Raw genomic sequence first — 19546 nt, forward strand, 5'->3', positions numbered from 1 at the left:
GGAACATTAGACTCGACCGGACGCTTCGGGCCGGGCACCTCCGCGTGGCCGTCGGGCCCGTGGCCGTACGGCCCGAAGGCAGGCTGCGACAGCAAGGAGGCACGGGTGGCACTTCTGACCCGTATCAACGGACCGCGCGATCTGGACCGGCTCGGTCCCGAGCAGCTGGAGCGGCTGGCCGCGGAGATCCGCACCTTCCTCGTCGAGTCCGTCGCCCGCACCGGCGGCCACCTCGGCCCCAACCTCGGCGTGGTGGAGCTGAGCATCGCGCTGCACCGGGTCTTCGACTCGCCCCGCGACCGGGTGCTGTGGGACACCGGACACCAGAGCTACGTCCACAAGCTGCTCACCGGCCGCCGGGACTTCGCCGCGCTCAAGCAGAAGGGCGGCCTGTCCGGCTACCCCTCGCGGGCGGAGTCCGAGCACGACGTGATCGAGAACAGTCACGCCTCCACCGTGCTGGGCTGGGCGGACGGCCTCGCCAAGGCGAACGAGGTCCGCGGTGGCGAGCACGCGGACCGGGCCGTGGTCGCCGTCATCGGCGACGGTGCGCTCACCGGCGGCATGGCCTGGGAGGCGCTCAACAACATCGCCGCCGCCAAGGACCGCCCGCTGGTCATCGTCGTCAACGACAACGAGCGCTCGTACGCCCCCACCATCGGCGGCCTCGCCGACCACCTCGCCACCCTGCGCACCACCGAGGGCTACGAGCGCTTCCTCGCCCGCGGCAAGGAACTGCTGGACCGTACGCCCGTGGTGGGCAAGCCGCTGTACGAGACGCTGCACGGCGCCAAGAAGGGCCTGAAGGACTTCATCGCGCCGCAGGGCATGTTCGAGGACCTGGGGCTGAAATACGTCGGCCCCATCGACGGCCACGACATCGCCTCCGTCGAGTCCGCGCTGCAGCGCGCCCGCCGCTTCGGCGGCCCCGTCATCGTGCACTGCCTGACCGAGAAGGGCCGCGGCTACCTGCCCGCCCGCCGGGACGAGGCCGACCAGTTCCACCAGGTCGGCGTCATCCACCCGGACACCGGGCTGCCGGTGGCCGCCGGCGGCGCCGACTGGACCTCCGTCTTCGCCGACGAGATGGTACGGATCGGCCACGAGCGCGACGACGTCGTGGGGATCACGGCCGCGATGATGCGCCCGGTGGGCCTGCAGAAGTTCGCCGACGCCTTCCCCGACCGGGTCTACGACGTGGGCATCGCCGAGCAGCACGCCGCGGTCTCCGCCGCCGGCCTGGCCACCGGCGGGCTGCACCCGGTCTTCGCCGTCTACGCCACGTTCCTCAACCGCGCCTTCGACCAGGTGCTGATGGACGTCGCGCTGCACCGCTGCGGGGTGACGTTCGTCCTGGACCGGGCCGGCGTCACCGGCAGCGACGGCGCGTCCCACAACGGCATGTGGGACATGTCGATCCTCCAGGTCGTCCCCGGGCTGCGCATCGCGGCCCCGCGCGACGCCGACCAGGTACGCGCCCAGCTGCGCGAGGCCGTCGCCGTCGACGACGCGCCGACCGTCGTGCGCTACTCCAAGGGCGCCGTCGGCCCCGCCGTCCCCGCGGTGGGCCGGGTCGGCGGCATGGACGTGCTCCGCGAGCCGGCCGGCGGCACCGAGGGCGCGGAGCGCCCCGACGTACTCCTGGTCTCCGTCGGTGCGCTGGCGCCGATGTGCCTGGAGGCCGCCGACCTGCTCGACAAGCAGGGCATCACGACGACGGTCGTCGACCCGCGCTGGGTCAAGCCCGTCGACGAGCAACTGCCGCCGCTCGCCGCGCGGCACCGCGTGGTCGTCACCGTCGAGGACAACATCCGCAGCGGCGGCGTCGGCTCCGCCGTCGCGCAGGCGCTGCGCGACGCGGACGTCGACATCCCGCTGCGCGACTTCGGCATCCCCGAGCGGTTCCTCGACCACGCCTCCCGCAAGGAGGTGCTGGCGGAGATCGGACTGACGGCGCCGGACATCGCCCGCCAGGTCACCGGCCTGGTCGCCGGGCTCGACCGGCGCGCGGGCGAGGACATCACGGCCGGGGGCCCCGGGGACGGCACGGTGCCCGAGGTCGCCAGGGACTGACGCGCGCGTCAACGCGGACGGCTCGCTCACCCGTACGTGCGGTGCGCTCCGGTTCCCGGCCGATACGCTGGACGGACCGGCGAGACTCGCGTCCATGGGAGTACCGATGACCGTGCAGCCCGAGAAGGCCGACGAGCCCGCCCCGAGCTGGCCGACGCCGCCCGTGGGCGGATACACCGCTGACGACCTGGACCGGCTCCCGAATCTGCCTCCGCACACGGAGCTGATCGACGGGAGCCTCGTCTTCGTGAGTCCGCAGACCTTCTTCCACATGCTCGTGGTGGATCTCTTCAGGAGCCGGCTGGCCGCGGCCGCTCCTCGCGATCTCCGGGTGATGCGGGAGTTCACCATCGACGTCGATCGCCAGAACCGCCCCGAGCCAGATGTCCTCGCGGTCCGCCGAGATGCGGCCAGTGACCTGGCGCTGACGCGTGTTCCAGCGGAAGCCGTGGTGCTCGCCGTCGAGGTGATGTGCGCGGAGTCGGTGACGCGCGACCGCGAGACGAAGCCCACTAAGTACGCGCGGGCCGGTATCCCCCACTACTGGCGGGTCGAGAACGACGGGGGGCGCGCCGTGGTGCATGCCTTCGAGCTGGAGCCGACCATCGGCGCATACGCCACGGCGTGTGTCTTCCGCGACCGCCTGAAGGTGTCGGCCCCGTTCCCCGTCGACATCGACCTCACGTCACTCGATCCGGATGAGGAAGACGGCGCGTAAGCGCCGTCACGGCCGCACCGTGCGCGGGCCCGCCGTGGCCGCGCCGTGGCGGTGTACTCGGTCGCGCAAGGCGCGGTCCGCCGTGACCACGAGCATCTGGCGCCCCGGGTCCCGCTCCGCGGCCTCCGCGACGACCGCCACGATCCGGTCGTCCCCGCTGCCGTCCGCCGCGACGACCCGTACCCCCGGCACCTCCGCCACGCCGCGCGCCGCGCCCTCCACGACGAGCACCACCTCCACCGGCCCCGGCAACCCCGCCACGCCCGTCTCGCCGTACGGCACGAGCCCGTCGCGCAGCCGCTCCGCCGCCCCGTGCCGGTCGCGCCACCAGCCGTCCGGCACCGATCCGACGACGTTGGCGGCGTCCACGACGAGCAGGGGGAGCGGTGCGTTCATGCCGCCCAGCCTCCCATGCCCGTACGACACACCCGTGCCCCGGCCGCCGCTGCGGCCGGGGCACGGGGGGACGTACCAGCCGCTACTCCGGGACGCTGGCGGCACCCGGCGACAGGAACCGGCGGCCCGTCACGCGCTCGCTCACGCCCGCCCGGTCCAGATACGGCGTGATGCCGCCCAGGTGGAACGGCCAGCCCGCGCCGGTGATCAGGCACAGGTCGACGTCCTCGGCCTCGGCCACCACACCCTCGTCCAGCATCAGCCGGATCTCCTGCGCGATGGCGTCCAGCGCCCGGTCGCGTACCTGCTCCTCCGTCAGCACCGTGTCGCCGACCTCGAACAGCGCCGCCACCTCCGGGTCCAGCTCCGGCTTGCCGGAGTCATGGACGTACAGCGTCCGCTTGCCCGCCTCGACGACCCGGCCCAGGTTCGCCGACGGCGTGAAGCGGTCCGGGAACGCCGCGGCGAGGGTGCCCGCGACGTGGTGGGCGACCGCGGGGCCGACCAGGTCCAGCAGCACGATCGGCGACATCGGCAGCCCCAGCGGCGCCAGCGCCCGGTCCGCGACCTCCACCGGCGTGCCCTCGTCCACGGCGCCCAGCACCTCGCCCATGAAGCGGGTCAGGATGCGGTTGACGACGAACGCCGGAGCGTCCTTGACCAGCACGGCCGATTTCTTCAGCTTCTTGGCGACGGCGAACGCCGTGGCCAGCGAGGCGTCGTCGGTGCGCTCGGCCCGTACGATCTCCAGCAGCGGCAGGACCGCGACCGGGTTGAAGAAGTGGAAGCCCACGACCCGCTCGGGGTGCTTGAGCCCGGCGGCCATCTCGGTCACCGACAGGGACGAGGTGTTCGTCGCGAGGATCGCCTCCGCCGGGACGACCTCCTCCAGTTCGGCGAAGATCCGCTGCTTGAGGGAGAGTTCCTCGAAGACGGCCTCGATGACGAAGTCGGCGTCGGCGAACGCCGCGGCCTTGTCCAGCGAACCGGTGACCAGCGCCTTGAGCCGGTTGGCCGCGTCCTGGTTCACCCGGCCCTTCAGCAGCAGCATGTCGATCTGCTCGTGGACGTAGGCGACGCCCTTGTCGATGCGCTCCTGGTCGATGTCCGTGAGCACGACTGGCACTTCGAGGCGGCGGACGAAAAGCAGCGCCAGCTGCGACGCCATCAGCCCGGCGCCGACCACGCCGACCTTCGTGACCGGCCGGGCGAGGCTCTTGTCCGGCGCCCCGGCGGGCCGCTTGGCGCGCCGCTGCACGAGGTTGAAGGCGTAGATGCCGGCCCGCAGCTCGCCGCCCATGATCAGGTCGGCCAGCGCCTCGTCCTCGGCCGCGAAGCCCTGCCGCAGGTCGCCGTTCTTGGCCGCGGCCATGATGTCCAGCGCCCGGTACGCCGCGGGGGCGGCGCCGTGCACCTTGTCGTCGGCGATGGCCCGGCCGCGCTCGATGGCGGCGTCCCAGGTCTCGCTGCGGTCGATGTCGGGGCGTACGACCTCCAGTTCGCCGCCGAGGACGGCGGCGGTCCAGGCGAGGGACTGCTCCAGGAAGTCGGCGCCCTCGAAGATCGCGTCGGCGATGCCCAGGTCGTAGACCTGCTTGCCCTTGAGCTGGCGGTTCTGGTTGAGGGAGTTCTCGATCACGACGGTGACCGCGCGGTCCGCACCGATCAGGTTCGGCAGCAGCGTGCAGCCGCCCCAGCCCGGCACCAGCCCGAGGAAGACCTCCGGCAGCGAGAACGCGGGCAGCGCGCGGGAGACCGTGCGGTACGTGCAGTGCAGGCCGACCTCGACGCCGCCGCCCATCGCGGCGCCGTTGTAGTAGGCGAACGTCGGCACGGCGAGGCCGGCCAGCCGCTTGAACACGTCGTGCCCGCCCCGGCCGATGGCCAGCGCCTCGTCGCGCCGCTTCAGCAGCTCGACGCCCTTCAAGTCCGCGCCGACGGCGAAGATGAACGGCTTGCCGGTGACCCCGACGCCCACGATGTCGCCGTCCGCGGCCTCCTTCTCGACCTGGTCGAGAGCCGCGTCGAGGTGCGCGAGCGACTGCGGGCCGAAGGTGGTCGGCTTGGTGTGGTCGAAGCCGTTGTCGAGGGTGATCAGCGCGAACCGGCCCGCGCCGCCGGGCAGGTCGAGGTGGCGTACGTGCGCCTGCGTGACGACCTCGTCCGGGAAGAGTTCGGCGGCGCCCCTGAGAAGTTCCGCGGTGCTGCTGCTCACTTGCCTGCCCCCTCGAAGTGCGGGTTCTCCCAGATGACCGTGCCGCCCATGCCGAAGCCGACGCACATGGTGGTGATGCCGTACCGCACCTGCGGCTGCTCCTCGAACTGCCGCGCCAGCTGCGTCATCAGCCGCACCCCGGAGGAGGCGAGCGGGTGGCCGAAGGCGATGGCGCCCCCGTACTGGTTGACGCGGGCGTCGTCGTCGGCGATGCCGAAGTGGTCGAGGAACGCCAGCACCTGCACGGCGAACGCCTCGTTGATCTCGAACAGACCGATGTCGGAGATGCCGAGGCCCGCCTTGGCGAGCGCCTTCTCGGTGGACGGCACCGGGCCGATGCCCATCACCTCGGGCTCCACGCCGGCGAAGGCGAACGACACGAGCCGCATCTTCACCGGCAGCCCGGCCTCCCGCGCCACGTCCTCGGCGGCGATGAGGGAGGCGGTGGCGCCGTCGTTGAGCCCGGCGGCGTTGCCGGCGGTGACCCGGCCGTGGGCACGGAAGGGAGTCTTGAGCGTCGCGAGGTTCGCCAGGGTGGTGCCGGGACGCATCGGCTCGTCCTGGGTGGCGAGGCCCCAGCCGGTCTCGCCGGCTTCTTCGTTTGTGCGGCGGACGGAGATGGGCACCAGGTCGGCCTGGATGCGCCCGTTCGCGTACGCCTTGGCGGCCTTCTCCTGCGAATGCACCGCGTACTCGTCGGCGCGCGCCTTGGTCAGGTGCGGGAAGCGGTCGTGCAGGTTCTCCGCGGTCATCCCCATGAACAGCGCGGACTCGTCGACGAGCTTCTCCGAGACGAACCGCGGGTTGGGGTCCACGGCCTCGCCCATCGGGTGCCGGCCCATGTGCTCGACGCCGCCGGCGACGGCGATGTCGTACGCGCCGAAGGCGGTGGAGGCGGCGGTCGTCGTCACGGCGGTCATGGCGCCGGCGCACATCCGGTCGATGGAGTACCCGGGCACGGTGGCCGGCAGGCCGGCGAGGATGCCGGCGGTGCGGCCGATGGTCAGGCCCTGGTCGCCGATCTGGGTGGTGGCGGCGACGGCGACCTCGTCGACGGCGGCGCGGTCGAGGGCGGGGTTGCGGCGCAGCAGCTCGCGGATGCACTTGACGACGAGGTCGTCGGCGCGGGTCTCGTGGTAGATGCCCTTCGGGCCCGCCTTGCCGAACGGGGTCCGGACGCCGTCGACGAAGACGACGTCCCTTGCGGTACGAGGCACGGGCTCTCCTCCGGAGGGGGTGCGGGTTCTCGTGGTGCCGGCGTCGCCGGAGCGGCGCTGCTCTGGGGTCATCCTACTCGTGGGTAACAGCAGGCGCCCAGGGGCCCGCCCGGAGGTGTGCCTCACAGTGCCCTCCCCGGGCGGGCCCTACCGGGTGCGGGGGGTGGGGGAGCCGGGAGCCGTGCGGCACCGGGGCGGGGACGGAGGGGGGGTGGTGCGCCGGACTGCCACGCCACGCCACGGCTGTGCCGGGCCGGCGTGCCGCGCGGGGTGTGCCGGCGTCCTGCGGCCGGGAAGCGGTCGGCGCGCGTCGAGCGAACGCTGCACTACGGCTGCGCCGGGTGAGGGTGCGGGGGCGTTGGTGGGGCGGCGGGACCGTCCGGCGCCGGGGGCGGGGACGAAGGGAAGGGGCTGGACACCGGGCGCGCCACGGCTGCGCCGGGCGCGGCACGTGTGGGCATGCCGACGACTCGCGGTTGCCGGGGGTGGCCGGCGCGCCGGGCGGGGTCGTGCGCCGCGGCTGCGCCGGGCGCCGGTCCGTGGTCTCGGCCGGTCTCCCGGGCTGCGCCGACCCGTGGTCTCGGCCCGGGCGTCAGGCCTCGCCGGGCGCCCCTCTCAGTCCTGGACCGCTGCGGTCAGGAGTGGGGTGACCTGTTCGATCTGCCAGGGGCGGGCGCCCAGGCGGGTCAGGTCCGCCGCCACCGACTGAGCGGTGGGCTCCTTCGGCGGCTCCCAGCAGATCCGCCGCACCGTGTCCGGCGCGATCAGGTTCTCCTGCGGCAGGCCCAGCTCCTCCGCGCGCGCCGTCACCGCCGCCCGTGCCGCCGACAGCCGCGCCGCCGCGGCCGGGTCCTTGTCCGCCCACGCGCGCGGCGGCGGCGGGCCGTTCAGCGGCAGCCCCGGCTGCGGCAGCTCCGACTCCGGCAGCGCGCGGGCGCGCTCCACCGCGGCGAGCCACTGCTCCAGCTGCCGCCGGCCCATGCGGTGCCCGAAGCCGGGCAGCGCGGCCAGCGCCCGGGTGGACGTCGGCATGGCGAGCGCCGCCTCCACGATGGCGGTGTCCGCGAGGACCTTGCCCGGCGAGATGTCGCGCCGCTGCGCGATGCGGTCCCGGGCCGTCCACAGCTCCCGTACGGTGCCGAGCTGGCGCCTGCGCCGTACCTTGTGCATCCCCGACGTACGCCGCCAGGGGTCCCGGCGCGGTTCCGGCGGCGGCGCCGCGGCGATCGCCGCGAACTCCTCCTCCGCCCAGTGCAGCTTTCCCTGCGCCGTCAGCTCCTCGGCCAGCGCGTCCCGCAGGTCCACGAGCAGCTCGACGTCGAGCGCGGCGTAGCGCAGCCACGGCTCGGGCAGCGGCCGGGTCGACCAGTCGACGGCGGAGTGGCCCTTCTCCAGCGCGTACCCGAGGACGTTCTCGACCATCGCGCCGAGCCCGACCCGGGGGAAGCCGGCGAGCCGGCCGGCCAGCTCCGTGTCGAACAGCGCGCCCGGGTGCATGCCTATCTCGCCGAGGCACGGCAGATCCTGGGTGGCCGCGTGCAGAACCCATTCCGCATCGCCGATCGCCGCCGCGAGGCCGGAGAGGTCCGGGCAGGCCACCGGGTCGATCAGCGCGGTGCCCGCGCCCTGGCGGCGCAGCTGTACGAGGTAGGCCCGCTGCCCGTAGCGGTAGCCGCTGGCGCGCTCGGCGTCGATCGCGACCGGGCCGCTGCCCGCGGCGAAGGCGCGGACGACCGCGTCGAGCGCCCCGGCGTCCGCGGTGACGGGCGGGATGCCCTCGCGGGGCTCGAGAAGGGGGACCGGCGCCGATCCGGAGGTCGGTGCTCCGGGTGCGGGGAGTCTGTCCTCTGCTGCGGTTTCTTGGGCGTCGGTCACGTGACAAGGGTATCTGTGAGTCGTGCACGACAGCGCCCGTCGACGGAACGTTCCGTCGACGGGCGCCGCGCGGCTGCCGGGGCGGGCCTGACCCGGGCCCGGGTCAGTGGATGATGCCGGTGCGCAGCGCGACCGCCACCATGCCGGCCCGGTCGCCCGTGCCGAGCTTGCGTGCGATGCGGGCGAGGTGGCTCTTGACGGTCAGCGCGGACAGCCCCATCGAGACGCCGATGGCCTTGTTCGACTGGCCCTCCGCCACCAGCCGCAGTACCTCGACCTCGCGGCCGGACAGCTCGCGGTACCCGCCGGGGTGTCCGGGCGGGCCGGAGTTGCCGCCAGCGCCGGGGGAGCCCGGCGGGCGGCGGTGGTGCAGCCGGCCGGCGGCGGCGCCGATGTGCGCGGCGTTCGGGCGGGTCGGCAGGCCCATGCCGGTGCGGGTGCCGGTCACGACGTAACCGCGGACGCCGCCCGCGAGGGCGTTGCGTACGGCCCCGATGTCGTCGGCGGCGGAGAGCGCGAGGCCGTTGGGCCAGCCCGCGGAGCGCGCCTCGGAGAGCAGCGTGAGTCCGGAGCCGTCGGGCAGGTGGACGTCGGCGACGCAGATGTCGCGGGGGTTGGCGATCCGGGGACGGGCCTCCGCGATGGACGACGCCTCGATCACGTCGCGCACGCCCAGCGCCCACAGGTGGCGGGTGACGGTCGAGCGTACGCGGGGGTCGGCCACGACGACCATGGCCGTCGGCTTGTTGGGGCGGTAGGCGACCAGGCTTGTGGGTTGCTCAAGGAGAACAGACACCAGGTCCCTCCAGACGGTGGTGCGGGGACGGGGCCGGCCTTGGGGGAGCCGGGACGTTCCGTGTCGCGTACGGAAGGTCTCTCACGTCTTCGGCAGGAGCCCGGAGGGGCTTTAGACAATGATCACGGACGAGTGAGGAAAAAACGGACAATTCGGATGGGCGATCGACTGCGCTCAGCGCTTGTGCGGGCCGCGGCGCTGTGGCAGCGGCACGATCGGCGCGGTGTCCGGCTCCTCGGCCGCCGGCGGCGCCGCCGACGGCGGCAGGCCGGCGCACTGGCACAGCATCTCCACCCACGCCGCCAGGTGCCCGGCCGCGTCCGGGGCGCCGTCCCCGGCCGCGCGCGAGGGCCGCGGCGTCCAGGACGCCCGGATCTCGATCTTCGTCGTCGTGCCGCGCTCCGCGAGCCCGCCGAAGTAGTGCGAGGAGGCGCGCGTGACCGTGCCGCCGGGCTCGCCGTAGCCGAGGCCGCGGGTGTCCAGCGCGCCGGTCAGCCAGGACCAGCACACCTCCGGCAGCAGCGGGTCCGCGGCCATCTCCGGCTCCAGCTCCGCGCGCAGCAGGGTGACGAAGCGGAACGTACCGCGCCAGGTGTCCTGCCCGTCCGGGTCGTGCAGCAGCACCAGCCGGCCGTCGGCGGGCTCGACGTCCTCCGCCGCCCCCTGCTCGATCTCCGCCTCCAGCGCGTACGCGAACGGGGCGATGCCCCGCGGCGCCCGCGTCGCCTGCAGCGCCACCTCGGGGCGCACCGCCGCCGACTCCAGCGCCTCGACGGCCCGCCGGAAGGGGGGTGGCAGGGCGCCGCCCGCCTCCTGGCCGTCCGGGCGTCCATCGGGTTCGTCGACGAGGTGTCCAGGAGCCGCAACCATGCCGGAAGACTAGGGGGCGCGGCGCGCGGAAGCGTTGCGGGACACCCGGCTGGCCGGATCTCGACTCCCACGCGCGTGCGAAGATGCGGGGGTGAGTGCCGACAGTGCCCCCCGCCCCGCCGCAACGCCCGACGCCGGCGCCGCTCCCGCGGCGACAGCCCCTGCGGCGACCGCCCCTTCGATGACAGCCCCCGCGGCGACTGCACCTGCGGTGACCGCCTCTGCCGGACCGGCCGCCGACTCCGCGTTCCTGCGCGCGTGCCGGCGCGAGCCCGTGCCGCACACCCCCGTGTGGTTCATGCGCCAGGCGGGCCGCTCGCTGCCCGAGTACCGGCGGCTGCGCGAGGGCATCGGCATGCTGGACTCGTGCCGGCGGCCCGACCTCGTCACCGAGATCACGCTGCAGCCCGTACGCCGGCACGGGGTGGACGCCGCCATCCTCTTCAGCGACATCGTCGTCCCTCTCAAGGCCATCGGGATCGACCTGGACATCAAGCCGGGCGTCGGGCCCGTCGTCGCCCAGCCGGTCCGCAGCCGCGCGGACCTCGCGCAGCTGCGTCCGCTGGAGCCCGACGACGTGCCGTACGTGACCGAGGCCGTGGGCCGGCTGACGGCGGAGCTGGGCGCGACGCCGCTGATCGGCTTCGCCGGGGCGCCGTTCACGCTGGCCAGCTATCTGGTCGAGGGCGGCCCGTCGCGCAACCACGAGCACACCAAGGCGATGATGTACGGCGCGCCGGAGCTGTGGGCCGAGCTGGTCGGCCGGCTCGCCGGCATCACGGCCGCGTTCCTGCGGGTGCAGATCGAGGCCGGCGCCTCCGCCGTGCAGCTCTTCGACTCCTGGGCGGGCGCGCTCGCCCCCGCCGACTACCGGCGCGCGGTCCTGCCCGCCTCGGCGGAGGTCTTCGCCGCGGTCGCGGAGTACGGCGTGCCGCGTATCCACTTCGGCGTCGGCACCGGCGAGCTGCTGACCGCGATGGGCGAGGCGGGCGCCGACGTCGTGGGCGTCGACTGGCGTGTGCCGCTGGACGAGGCGGCGCGGCGCGTCGGCCCCGGCAAGGCGCTGCAGGGCAACCTCGACCCGGCGGCGCTGTTCGCGCCGCGCGCGGCGATGGAGGCCAGGGCCGGCGAGGTGCTGCAGGCGGCGGCGGGGCTCGCGGGCCACGTGTTCAACCTCGGGCACGGCGTGCTGCCGACGACCGACCCGGACGCGCTGACGCGGCTCGTGGAGTACGTGCACGAGTCCTCGGCCCGCTGAGCCTGCCGCCGACGGCGGCAGGCCGGGAAGAGGTCCGGGGCACGCCGGGTCGCGGCCGGCGCCCCGGTTGCGCTGCCGCCGGCCGTGGCCTTCGCCTGGCCGCCGGGCGGTAGATCGAGCCGGTTGAGGCTGGCGTGCCGCTCCCGCCCGGGATGCGGCATCCGGGCCGCCCGCGCCGGCCGCGTCCACCGGGGCCGGCGCAGGCGGCCCGGCAGTGGTGGCGCGCAACACCCCGCTATCACGGCGGCGTTCGGAAAGATAGGGCTGGCGCCGTGTGCCCCCGATCGCGTAGAACACCGCCATGTGGGTGTGCTTCGCGCTCGTCGCCTGGGCGGCCGCGCTGCTGACGTGCGGACGTCTGGTCCTCGTCGGTTCCGTCGCCGCGGCGCAGCCCGAGGCCGCGCCGGCGCAGGTCCGCGGGGCGCGTGAGCTGACCCTGTACGAGGCGGCCTTCCTCGCCGGCGGTCCGGGCCGGGTCGTCGACGTCACCCTCGTGTCGCTGGCGCGGGAGCGGCGGCTGCTGCTCGCGCACACCGGCTGGGCCACCGTCGTCGACCCCGAGGGGCGCGACCCCGTCGAGCGTGCGGTGATCGCCGCCGCCGGGCCCGGGGGCCAGGGCACGATTCCGGCCATCCGGGCCGCCGCCTGCTCCGCCGACGCGCTGCGGGACCTGGATGACGGCCTCGCCGCGGCCGGGCTCGCGGTGCCCGAGCCGATCCGGTCCGCCGTCCGCGCCGCGGTGCGGCACGTGCGGGTCGCGGGGCTGGTGGTGCTCGGCGCCGGCACCGCCGCGCTGGCGCTGCGGGCGCCGGAGCAGGAGCCGATCGCGGGCTGGTTCGTCCTGCCGCTGATACTGGTCTGCGGCTGTCTGGCGATAGCGCGGCTGGAGGTCGGCGAGTACACCCGCTGGGCCACCCCCGACGGCCGCGGGCTGCTGGCCACCCTCGACGCCGCGGACTCGCTGCTGACCGGGCTCGCCGTGCGCGGCCCCGCCGCGCTCCCCGACCCGGAGATGCGCGCCGCGCTCGCGCGGTAGGCCGCTGCCGACGCGCCGCGACACCCCCGCCGGGGTCCTTTACATCAGCAACTCGGCCGAGAATTATCACTTTTACCCTCTTTTCTCCCTCGTTGCCCGCGCCGTCATCGAGCGGCTTTTCGTCGCGCCAGAAGGGTCCTTCGTGAGAGCTGCAGTGCTGTACGGAATCCTCGGTTCGCTCGCTCTCACCGGTCTCGCCACGGCCCCCGCCGCCGACGCCGCCCGGGACACGGGGACGAGAACCCCCGCCCCCGTCTCCGTGTCCCGGGCCGCCGAGGGCCCCGAGGCTCGCGGCGTCGCCGTCGCCGCCGCCCGCGCCGCCAGGGCCGGCGTCGACTTCGGCGCGTGCCCGGCCGCGGAGGGGCTGCCGGCGCCCGTCGAGTGCGGCACCGTCACCGTGCCGCTGGACTACGCCCGCCCCGGGGGCCGGCAGCTCAAGCTCACCGTCAGCCACGTCGGCGCCACCGGCCCGCGCGCCGAGCGGCAGGGCAAGCTCGTCTTCAACCCCGGCGGCCCCGGCACCTCCGGCAATTACTTCCCGCTGCTGAGCCGGTCCCCGGAGTGGCGGCGGCTGGCCGAGGTGTACGACTTCGTCGGCTACGCCCCGCGCGGCGTCGACCGCTCCGGAGCGCTGTCCTGCCAGCACCCCGACAAGTTCATGAAGGCGCCGTCGAACACCTCCGAGCGCCCCTCGGAGCGGGAGAAGAGGGCCCGTATCGCCCAAGCGCGCGCGTACGCCGACGGCTGCGCCGAGAACGCCGGGCTGCGGCACTACACGTCCCTCAACAACGCCCGCGACCTCGACGTGCTGCGCGCCGCGCTCGGCGAGCGCAGGCTCACCTACCTCGGCGCCTCCTACGGCACCTACTTCGGCAGCCTGTACGCCGCGCTCTTCCCCGGCCACGTGCGCCGCATGGTCTTCGACAGCCCGGTCGACCCCGATCCCCGGCAGATCTGGTACGGCAACAACCTGCGCCAGTCCGCCGCCTTCGAGGAGCGCTGGGCCGACTGGCAGCGGTGGGTCGCCCGGCACGACGACGTCTACCACCTCGGCGGCAGCCGGCGGGAGGTGGCGGCGGCGTACGAGCAGGCCCGCAGGATGATCGAGAAGAAGCCCGCCGGCGGCCGGGTCGGCACCGCCCAGCTGCAGGCCGGCTTCCTGCAGGCGGCGTACGCCGACGCCTACTGGGCGCCGGCGGCCACCGCGCTCGCGGACTACCTGGCGGGCAAGCCGGGGGCGCTCGTGGAGTTCGCCGCCGACGACCCGGCGGACAACGCCGCGGAGGAGAACGGCAACGCCGTCTACACCGCCGTCGAGTGCAACGACGCGCCCTGGCCCACCAACTGGAAGACCTGGGACCGCGACAACAGCCGGCTCGCGCGCGTCGCGCCGTTCGAGACGTGGGAGAACGCCTGGATGAACCTGCCGTGCGCGTTCTGGTCCGCGCCGCGGCAGCGGCCCCTCGACGTGCGTACCGACGCCGGCGAACTGCCGCCGGTCCTCCTCCTCGCCGCCGAGCGCGACGCGGCCACGCCGTACGACGGCGCGCGGGAACTCGCGCGCCGGCTGGGCGGCTCGGCGGACCTGGTGACGGAGAAGGACGCCGGGTCGCACGGGCTCGCCGGCGGCGCGAACGACTGCGTCAACAAGCACGTCGACAGGTATCTGCGCACCGGCCGCGCACCCGGCGACGTGACCTGCGCGCCGCACCCGGAGCCGAAGGCGGTGCGGGGCGGGAAGCGGTCCGTGGCACCGGGGGCGGGCGGCCCGGCGGACGGCTGAGCGGGAGGCCGCCGCGGCACGGGCCGGTGGCCCCCGCCGCGGCGGGGGCCCGGCTCTGGATCTCAGGCCAGCGAGGCCACCAACTCCGCGACGGGCTTGCGGCGGCCGGTGTAGAACGGCACCTCCTCGCGGACGTGCAGCCGCGCCTCGGACCCGCGCAGATGCCGCATCAGGTCCACGATGCGGTGCAGCTCGTCGGCCTCGAAGGCGAGGATCCACTCATAGTCGCCGAGGGAGAACGCCGGCACCGTGTTCGCGCGCACGTCGGGGAAGCCGCGGGCCATCTTGCCGTGGTCGGCGAGCATGCGGCGGCGGTCCTCGTCGGGCAGCAGATACCAGTCGTAGGAGCGGACGAACGGGTACACGCTGACGTACGCGCGCGGGGTCTCGTCCGCCAGGAACGCCGGGATGTGCGACTTGTTGAACTCGGCGGGGCGGTGCAGCGCCATGTTCGACCAGACCGGCGCGAGGGCGCGGCCAAGCCGGGTGCGGCGGAAGAGGTTGTACGCCTCCTGCAGCGCCTCCGCGGTCTCCGCGTGCCACCAGATCATGACGTCCGCGTCGGCGCGCAGGCCCGACACGTCGTACGTGCCGCGCACGACGACGTCCTTCGCGGCCAGCTGCTCGAACAGCTCGGTCACCTCGTCCGCGTAGCCGGCGCGGTCCTCGGGGAGGTTGTCGCGGAGCCGGAACACCGACCAGAGGGTGTAGCGGATGACCTCGTTGAGATCCTTGGCCTTCTTGCCGGCGTTCGCGGAGCGCGACGGCGCCGTCGGAGGGGCCGTCGGAGAGGCCGCCGGAGGGGTTGCGTCACTCATGCGGCCATTGTCCCAGGGCGCCCCAGCAGCGCGTCGGCGGCCCGGTGCGCGCTGGCGATACAGGCGGGGATGCCCACGCCGTCGTACAGCGCGCCGCACACCGCGAGCCCCGCGGGCAGGGCGCCGCGGATCCGCGCGACGCGGGCGTCGTGCCCGACCTCGTACTGCGGGAGGGCGCCCCGCCACCGGCTGACGCGGCTCGCGACGGGGCGGGCGGCGAGTCCGGTGGCGGCGCGGAGGTCGTCGAGGGAGGCGGCGACGAGGTCGGCGTCGTCGCGTTCGAGGGTCTTCTCGTCGTCGATACGGCCCACGGAGGTGCGGAGCAGGAAGAGGCCGTCGTCGCCGGCCCAGCGCCACTTGGCGGAGGAGAACGTCGATGCCTTGATGGTCCGCCCGTCGACCGGGGGTACGAGGAAGCCGGTGCCGGCGGGCAGCTGCGCCTCCGCCTCCCGGCGGGGGAGGGCGAGGGTGACGAGGGCCATGGACGCGTACCGCACGCCGTCGAACTCGGCGGCGGCGCGCGGCGCGAGACTCCGCAACAGCCGGGCGGCGGCCGTCGCGGGCACGGCGAGCACGACGGCGTCGGCGTCGTAGGCACGCCCCCCGGCGACGACCCGCCAGCGCGGGGGCGCGGACGTGCTCGGGGCGGAGGCGGTGACTTCCGGGTGGTCCGCGGGAGTGCCGGAGGCGGCGGATGCCGACGCGGCCGCGGCGGGGTCCGGGGGCGCAGCCCCGGCGGGGAACGCGGGGCGGAGCCCCGCGCCTCCGGTCGGAGCGGGGCCGGGGTGACCGTCGCCCGGCTTCGGTGCGGCGGCCTCGGCGCGGGCCTCGGCGCCGGGCGCGGCGGCTGGCGCGGGGGCCCGGGGCGGGGCGGGGTCGGGGAAACCCGCCCGCGGCTCCAGCGACGCGACCTCCGCGCCGAGCACGATCTCGCCGCCCGCGGCCCGTACCGCATCGGCCACCGCCGACGGCAGCCGGCCGACACCGCCCTCGATCCCCATGAACACCGGCGCCGGCGCCGCGCCCGGCGCAGCCGCCGCCGCTCCCCGGGACTGCACCGCCCGCGCCGCGCCCAGCAGCGTCCCCTCCGCCCGCAGCGCCGCGAACAGCTGCGGCACCGCGGCGCGCATCGACAGCCGGTACGCGTCCCCCGCGTACACCCCGCCCAGCAGCGGCTCCACCAGCCGGTCCGTGACCTCCGCGCCGAGCCGCTCCGCGACGAACGCGCCGATCGCCACGTCCTCGCCCGGCTCCGCCGGGGGCAGCTCCGCCTCCCGGCCGACCCGCGCCAGGCCCTCCGGCGACAGCACCTCCGCCGCCGCCAGCCGCTCCAGATCACCGGGGACGCCCATCACCTGGCCGCCCGGCAGCGGGCGCAGCCGCCCCCGGGTCCACACCGCCGCACCCCCCGCCGCCACCGGCTGCAGCGCCTCGCCGAGCCCCACCGCGCGCGCCAGGTCCACCGCCTCGGGGCGGCGGGCGAGCAGCGCCTCCGCGCCGAGGTCGGCCGGCACGCCGGCCAGCTCGCCCGCGTGCAGCTTGCCGCCGAGCCGGGTCCCGGCCTCCAGCAGCGTGACCCGGGCGCCGCCGGCCAGCAGCCGGTGCGCGGCGGCGAGTCCGGCGATGCCGCCGCCGATGACGACGACCCTGGGCGCGGGATCCGTGAGATCCGCGGGTTCCGCGGGCTGTGCGCTGCTCATGCGGCCACTGTCTCAGACCCCGCCGACACCCCCGTACGAGCCCGGTGGAGATCGCGCACCGACAGGCGGGTACGCCCCCGGCGCTCCCGTCCGTGCCCCCGCACCCGGCACCCCAGGCAAGCGGTGCGGCGTGACCAGACGTAGCGTGTCCCGCACGGCGACGAAAGGGAGCGTCATGGGGGCCAAGCAGCGGATGGTGGTCATCGGCGGCGACGCGGCGGGCATGTCCGCCGCGTCGCGGGCGCGCCGGATGCGGGCGCCGGACGAGTTGGAGATCACCGCGTTCGAGCGCGGCCGGTTCACGTCGTACTCCGCCTGCGGCATCCCGTACTGGGTCGGCGGCGACGTCGCCGAGCGGGACCAGCTCATCGCCCGTACCCCGGAGGAGCACCGGCGGCGCGGCATCGACCTGCGGATGCGCACCGAGGTCACCGAGATCGACCTCGACCGGCAGTGCGTACGCACCCGTGACCTCGACGACGACGACGGCGCGCAGGAGCGCTGGCACGGCTTCGACCACCTGGTGATCGCCACCGGCGCCCGCCCGCTGCGCCCGCCGCTGCCCGGCATCGACGCGGCGGGAGTGCACGGCGTGCAGAGCCTCGACGACGGCCAGGAGCTGCTGGACCGGCTGCAGAAGCAGCAGGTGCGGCACGCGGTCGTGGTCGGCGCCGGGTACATCGGGGTGGAGATGGCGGAGGCGTTCTGCCACCGCGGCATCCACGTCACCGTGCTGGAGCGCGCCGAGCAGCCCATGAACACCCTCGACCCCGACATGGGCGCGCTGGTGCACGAGGCGATGAACGGCAACGGCATCGAGACCGTCACCGGCGCCGAGGTCACCGAGATCCTCACCGGCTCGGACGGCGCGGTGCGCGGCGTGGCCACGGCGAAGGGCGAGTACCCGGCGGACGTCGTCGTGCTCGGCCTCGGCGTACGCCCGGAGACCGGGCTCGCGCGGGACGCGGGGCTGCCGCTGGGCGAGTCCGGCGGGCTGCTGACCGACCTGGCGATGCGGGTGCGGGGACAGGAGAACGTGTGGGCCGGCGGCGACTGCGTCGAGGTGCTCGACCTGGTGTCGGGCCGCGAGCGGTACATCCCGCTGGGCACGCACGCCAACAAGCACGGGCAGGTCATCGGCCGCAACGTCGGCGGCGGCTTCGCCACCTTCCCCGGCGTGGTGGGCACGGCCGTCAGCAAGGTGTGCGACCTGGAGATCGCCCGTACTGGTCTGCTGGAGGCGCAGGCGCGCGAGGTGGGGCTGCAGTACGTGACGGTGACCATCCGGTCGACCAGCCGCGCCGGCTACTACCCGCGGGCCGCGCCGATGCACGTGAAGATGCTCGCGGAGCGGCGCACGGGGCGGCTGCTCGGCGTGCAGATCGTCGGCCGCGAGGGCGCGGGCAAGCGCGTGGACGTCGCGGCGGTGGCGCTGACGGCGGGCATGACGGTGGAGCAGATGACGGCCCTGGACCTGGGGTACGCGCCGCCGTTCTCACCGGTGTGGGACCCGGTGCTGGTCGCGGCGCGCAAGGCGGCGGGGGCGGTCGCGGAGGACGCGCGGGAGACCGACGGCGGCTGACGGGAGGGCGGTGGCGTCCGCCGCGGTGGTACGGACCCGCCCACCGCCGACTCCGCCCACCGTCGGCAGCCCACGGCAGCGGTGGCCCCGCGACCCGTACCGCCGGTGTTCACTACCCCTCTGAACCGGCCAGCACCTCGATGACGCTCGCGAAGCTGTCCGAGCCGTGACCGGCGGCCTTGGCCCGTTCCATCATGGACTTCAGCAGTGCGGGCAGCGCCGTGTCCACGCCGCGGGCGGCGGCCGCGTGGATCAGGTGGTCGATGGCCGTGATCTGCACGTCCACGGTGGCGTCGTCCCCCGGGTAGCGGCCGGCGTCCACCTGGTCGGCGTACCGGCTGAGGAAGCCGTTCACCGTGCCCAGCCAGCGGATCGCGACGGGGGTGAACGCCGCGGCCGTGCCCTTCTCGGTGCCGACCAGCGCGGTGCCGTGCAGCCAGCCGGTCATGGCGGCCCACATCAGGCCGAGCAGCGCGGCGTCGTAGAGGGAGGCCAGGCCGGGGTCGGTGCCGAGGTGCAGGGGGTCGCCCAGGGCCGCCAGGGTGGCGCGGTGGGCGTCGAACACCTTGCGCGGGCCGCTGTACAGGAACATCACCTCGGCCTGCCCGACGCCCGGCGGGGTCGTCATGATCGCGCCGTCGAGGTAGTCGGCACCGTACGAGCGGAACCACGCTGCCGCCTCGTGCGCCTGCTCGGGGCTGCCGGAGGTCAGGTTGACGACCGTACGGCCGTCGAGGGCGCCGGTGGCCGGCCCGAGCAGCGCGTACAGCGCGTCGTAATCGAGGACGCAGGGGACGACGAGAGGGCTCGCCGCGATCGCCTCCGCGGGTGTCGCGGCGAGCCGCGCGCCCCGGTAGGTCAGGGGCGCGGCCTTCTGGGGCGAGCGGTTCCACACGGTCACCGGGTGCCCCCGGTCCAGCAGGGCGGCGGCCAGCGCGGAACCCATGTTCCCCAGCCCGAGGACGGTCACCGGCGGCGGGCCAGACGTCATAAGAGTTCTCCTTGGGAGGTTGATCACCTGCACCCGAGACTCGCAGCGAAGGGCCCGGCCCGACCAGTGACACCGGTGACGACTCCCACCAGGATCCCGCCAGCCGGGCTCCTACGATGGCGGGTATGAGCACCGGTTCCGTCGACGGGCTCGACCTGTGCGGTCGCGGCCGAAGGACGGGCCGCGTGCGGCGGCGCCGGAGGGACCTCCGGGCCGGC

15 protein-coding genes are annotated in these 19546 nt (G+C 74.9%); 6 read left to right on the top strand and 9 right to left on the bottom strand.

From position 1 onward, the window contains the following. Positions 1-105: 105 nt before the first annotated feature. Positions 106-2073 (top strand): 1-deoxy-D-xylulose-5-phosphate synthase, encoded by a 1968-nt coding sequence (gene dxs / locus T328_RS01395; protein ID WP_496493920.1) that lies wholly within the window; start codon positions 106-108, stop codon positions 2071-2073. Positions 2074-2179: 106 nt separating this feature from the next. After that, positions 2180-2791, top strand: coding sequence for a Uma2 family endonuclease (locus T328_RS01400; protein ID WP_496494300.1), 612 nt, complete (start codon positions 2180-2182; stop codon positions 2789-2791). Positions 2792-2797: 6 nt separating this feature from the next. Here T328_RS01400 and T328_RS01405 read toward each other — a convergent pair whose 3' ends face one another. The 6 genes from T328_RS01405 to T328_RS01430 all read right to left on the bottom strand — a co-directional run bounded on the left by T328_RS01405 (position 2798) and on the right by T328_RS01430 (position 10160). Further along, positions 2798-3187 carry a PIN domain-containing protein gene (locus T328_RS01405; protein WP_496493921.1) on the bottom strand — a complete coding sequence of 130 codons (390 nt, stop codon included), beginning with the start codon at positions 3185-3187 and terminating at the stop codon, positions 2798-2800. 82 nt (positions 3188-3269) lie between these two features. Next, positions 3270-5402: a 3-hydroxyacyl-CoA dehydrogenase NAD-binding domain-containing protein gene (locus T328_RS01410; protein WP_496493922.1), complete on the bottom strand. Its 2133-nt coding sequence runs from the start codon at positions 5400-5402 to the stop codon at positions 3270-3272. Then, the gene (locus T328_RS01415; protein ID WP_496493923.1) at positions 5399-6619 is read right to left on the bottom strand and encodes a thiolase family protein; all 1221 of its coding nucleotides are present in this window, start codon (positions 6617-6619) and stop codon (positions 5399-5401) included. Before T328_RS01415 ends, T328_RS01410 begins: the two co-directional genes overlap by 4 nt. Before the next feature lie 615 nt (positions 6620-7234). Beyond that, entirely contained in the window at positions 7235-8494 is a 1260-nt protein-coding gene (locus T328_RS01420) for an HRDC domain-containing protein (RefSeq protein ID WP_496493924.1), read from the bottom strand. A 103-nt stretch (positions 8495-8597) separates the two neighbouring features. Continuing rightward, the gene (locus T328_RS01425; protein ID WP_047018647.1) at positions 8598-9290 is read right to left on the bottom strand and encodes a response regulator transcription factor; all 693 of its coding nucleotides are present in this window, start codon (positions 9288-9290) and stop codon (positions 8598-8600) included. A 174-nt stretch (positions 9291-9464) separates the two neighbouring features. After that, positions 9465-10160, bottom strand: a complete 696-nt coding sequence (locus T328_RS01430; protein WP_496493925.1) for a DUF3000 domain-containing protein — start codon at positions 10158-10160, stop codon at positions 9465-9467. A 181-nt stretch (positions 10161-10341) separates the two neighbouring features. On the opposite strand from T328_RS01430, the gene hemE reads away from it, so the two are divergent. The 3 genes from hemE to T328_RS01445 all read left to right on the top strand — a co-directional run bounded on the left by hemE (position 10342) and on the right by T328_RS01445 (position 14237). Next, positions 10342-11418 carry a uroporphyrinogen decarboxylase gene (hemE, locus tag T328_RS01435; protein ID WP_496493926.1) on the top strand — a complete coding sequence of 359 codons (1077 nt, stop codon included), beginning with the start codon at positions 10342-10344 and terminating at the stop codon, positions 11416-11418. A 301-nt stretch (positions 11419-11719) separates the two neighbouring features. Then, positions 11720-12454, top strand: a complete 735-nt coding sequence (locus tag T328_RS01440; RefSeq protein WP_496493927.1) for a TIGR04222 domain-containing membrane protein — start codon at positions 11720-11722, stop codon at positions 12452-12454. A gap of 142 nt (positions 12455-12596) precedes the next feature. After that, a complete protein-coding gene (locus T328_RS01445) occupies positions 12597-14237 on the top strand; it encodes an alpha/beta hydrolase (protein WP_496493928.1) in 1641 nt (546 codons plus the stop codon). 62 nt (positions 14238-14299) lie between these two features. Here T328_RS01445 and hemQ read toward each other — a convergent pair whose 3' ends face one another. Both hemQ and hemG read right to left on the bottom strand, forming a co-directional pair. Continuing rightward, positions 14300-15055, bottom strand: coding sequence for a hydrogen peroxide-dependent heme synthase (gene hemQ, locus T328_RS01450; protein ID WP_496493929.1), 756 nt, complete (start codon positions 15053-15055; stop codon positions 14300-14302). After that, positions 15052-16755: a protoporphyrinogen oxidase gene (hemG, locus tag T328_RS01455; protein ID WP_496493930.1), complete on the bottom strand. Its 1704-nt coding sequence runs from the start codon at positions 16753-16755 to the stop codon at positions 15052-15054. The genes hemQ and hemG overlap by 4 nt, the downstream gene beginning before the upstream one ends. Positions 16756-16930: 175 nt before the next feature. On the opposite strand from hemG, the gene T328_RS01460 reads away from it, so the two are divergent. Next, on the top strand, positions 16931-18337 hold the full coding sequence (locus T328_RS01460; protein WP_496493931.1) for an FAD-dependent oxidoreductase: 1407 nt from the start codon (positions 16931-16933) through the stop codon (positions 18335-18337). Between the two features lie 112 nt (positions 18338-18449). Here the strand turns inward: T328_RS01460 and T328_RS01465 are convergent, their stop codons facing one another. Further along, entirely contained in the window at positions 18450-19328 is an 879-nt protein-coding gene (locus tag T328_RS01465; RefSeq protein WP_496493932.1) for an NAD(P)-dependent oxidoreductase, read from the bottom strand. Positions 19329-19546 lie beyond the last annotated feature (218 nt).

This window comes from Streptomyces sp. CNX435 (assembly GCF_059570575.1).

What these genes read in the sequence shown, in the direction of transcription:
- T328_RS01400 (WP_496494300.1), top strand. Translation starts at nt 2,180, where the DNA reads ATGACCGTGCAGCCCGAGAAGGCCGACGAGCCCGCCCCGAGCTGGCCG.
- T328_RS01405 (WP_496493921.1), bottom strand. Translation starts at nt 3,187, where the DNA reads ATGAACGCACCGCTCCCCCTGCTCGTCGTGGACGCCGCCAACGTCGTC.
- T328_RS01430 (WP_496493925.1), bottom strand. Translation starts at nt 10,160, where the DNA reads ATGGTTGCGGCTCCTGGACACCTCGTCGACGAACCCGATGGACGCCCG.
- hemE (WP_496493926.1), top strand. Translation starts at nt 10,342, where the DNA reads ATGACAGCCCCCGCGGCGACTGCACCTGCGGTGACCGCCTCTGCCGGA.
- T328_RS01440 (WP_496493927.1), top strand. Translation starts at nt 11,720, where the DNA reads ATGTGGGTGTGCTTCGCGCTCGTCGCCTGGGCGGCCGCGCTGCTGACG.
- hemQ (WP_496493929.1), bottom strand. Translation starts at nt 15,055, where the DNA reads ATGAGTGACGCAACCCCTCCGGCGGCCTCTCCGACGGCCCCTCCGACG.
- hemG (WP_496493930.1), bottom strand. Translation starts at nt 16,755, where the DNA reads ATGAGCAGCGCACAGCCCGCGGAACCCGCGGATCTCACGGATCCCGCG.
- T328_RS01460 (WP_496493931.1), top strand. Translation starts at nt 16,931, where the DNA reads ATGGGGGCCAAGCAGCGGATGGTGGTCATCGGCGGCGACGCGGCGGGC.
- T328_RS01465 (WP_496493932.1), bottom strand. Translation starts at nt 19,328, where the DNA reads ATGACGTCTGGCCCGCCGCCGGTGACCGTCCTCGGGCTGGGGAACATG.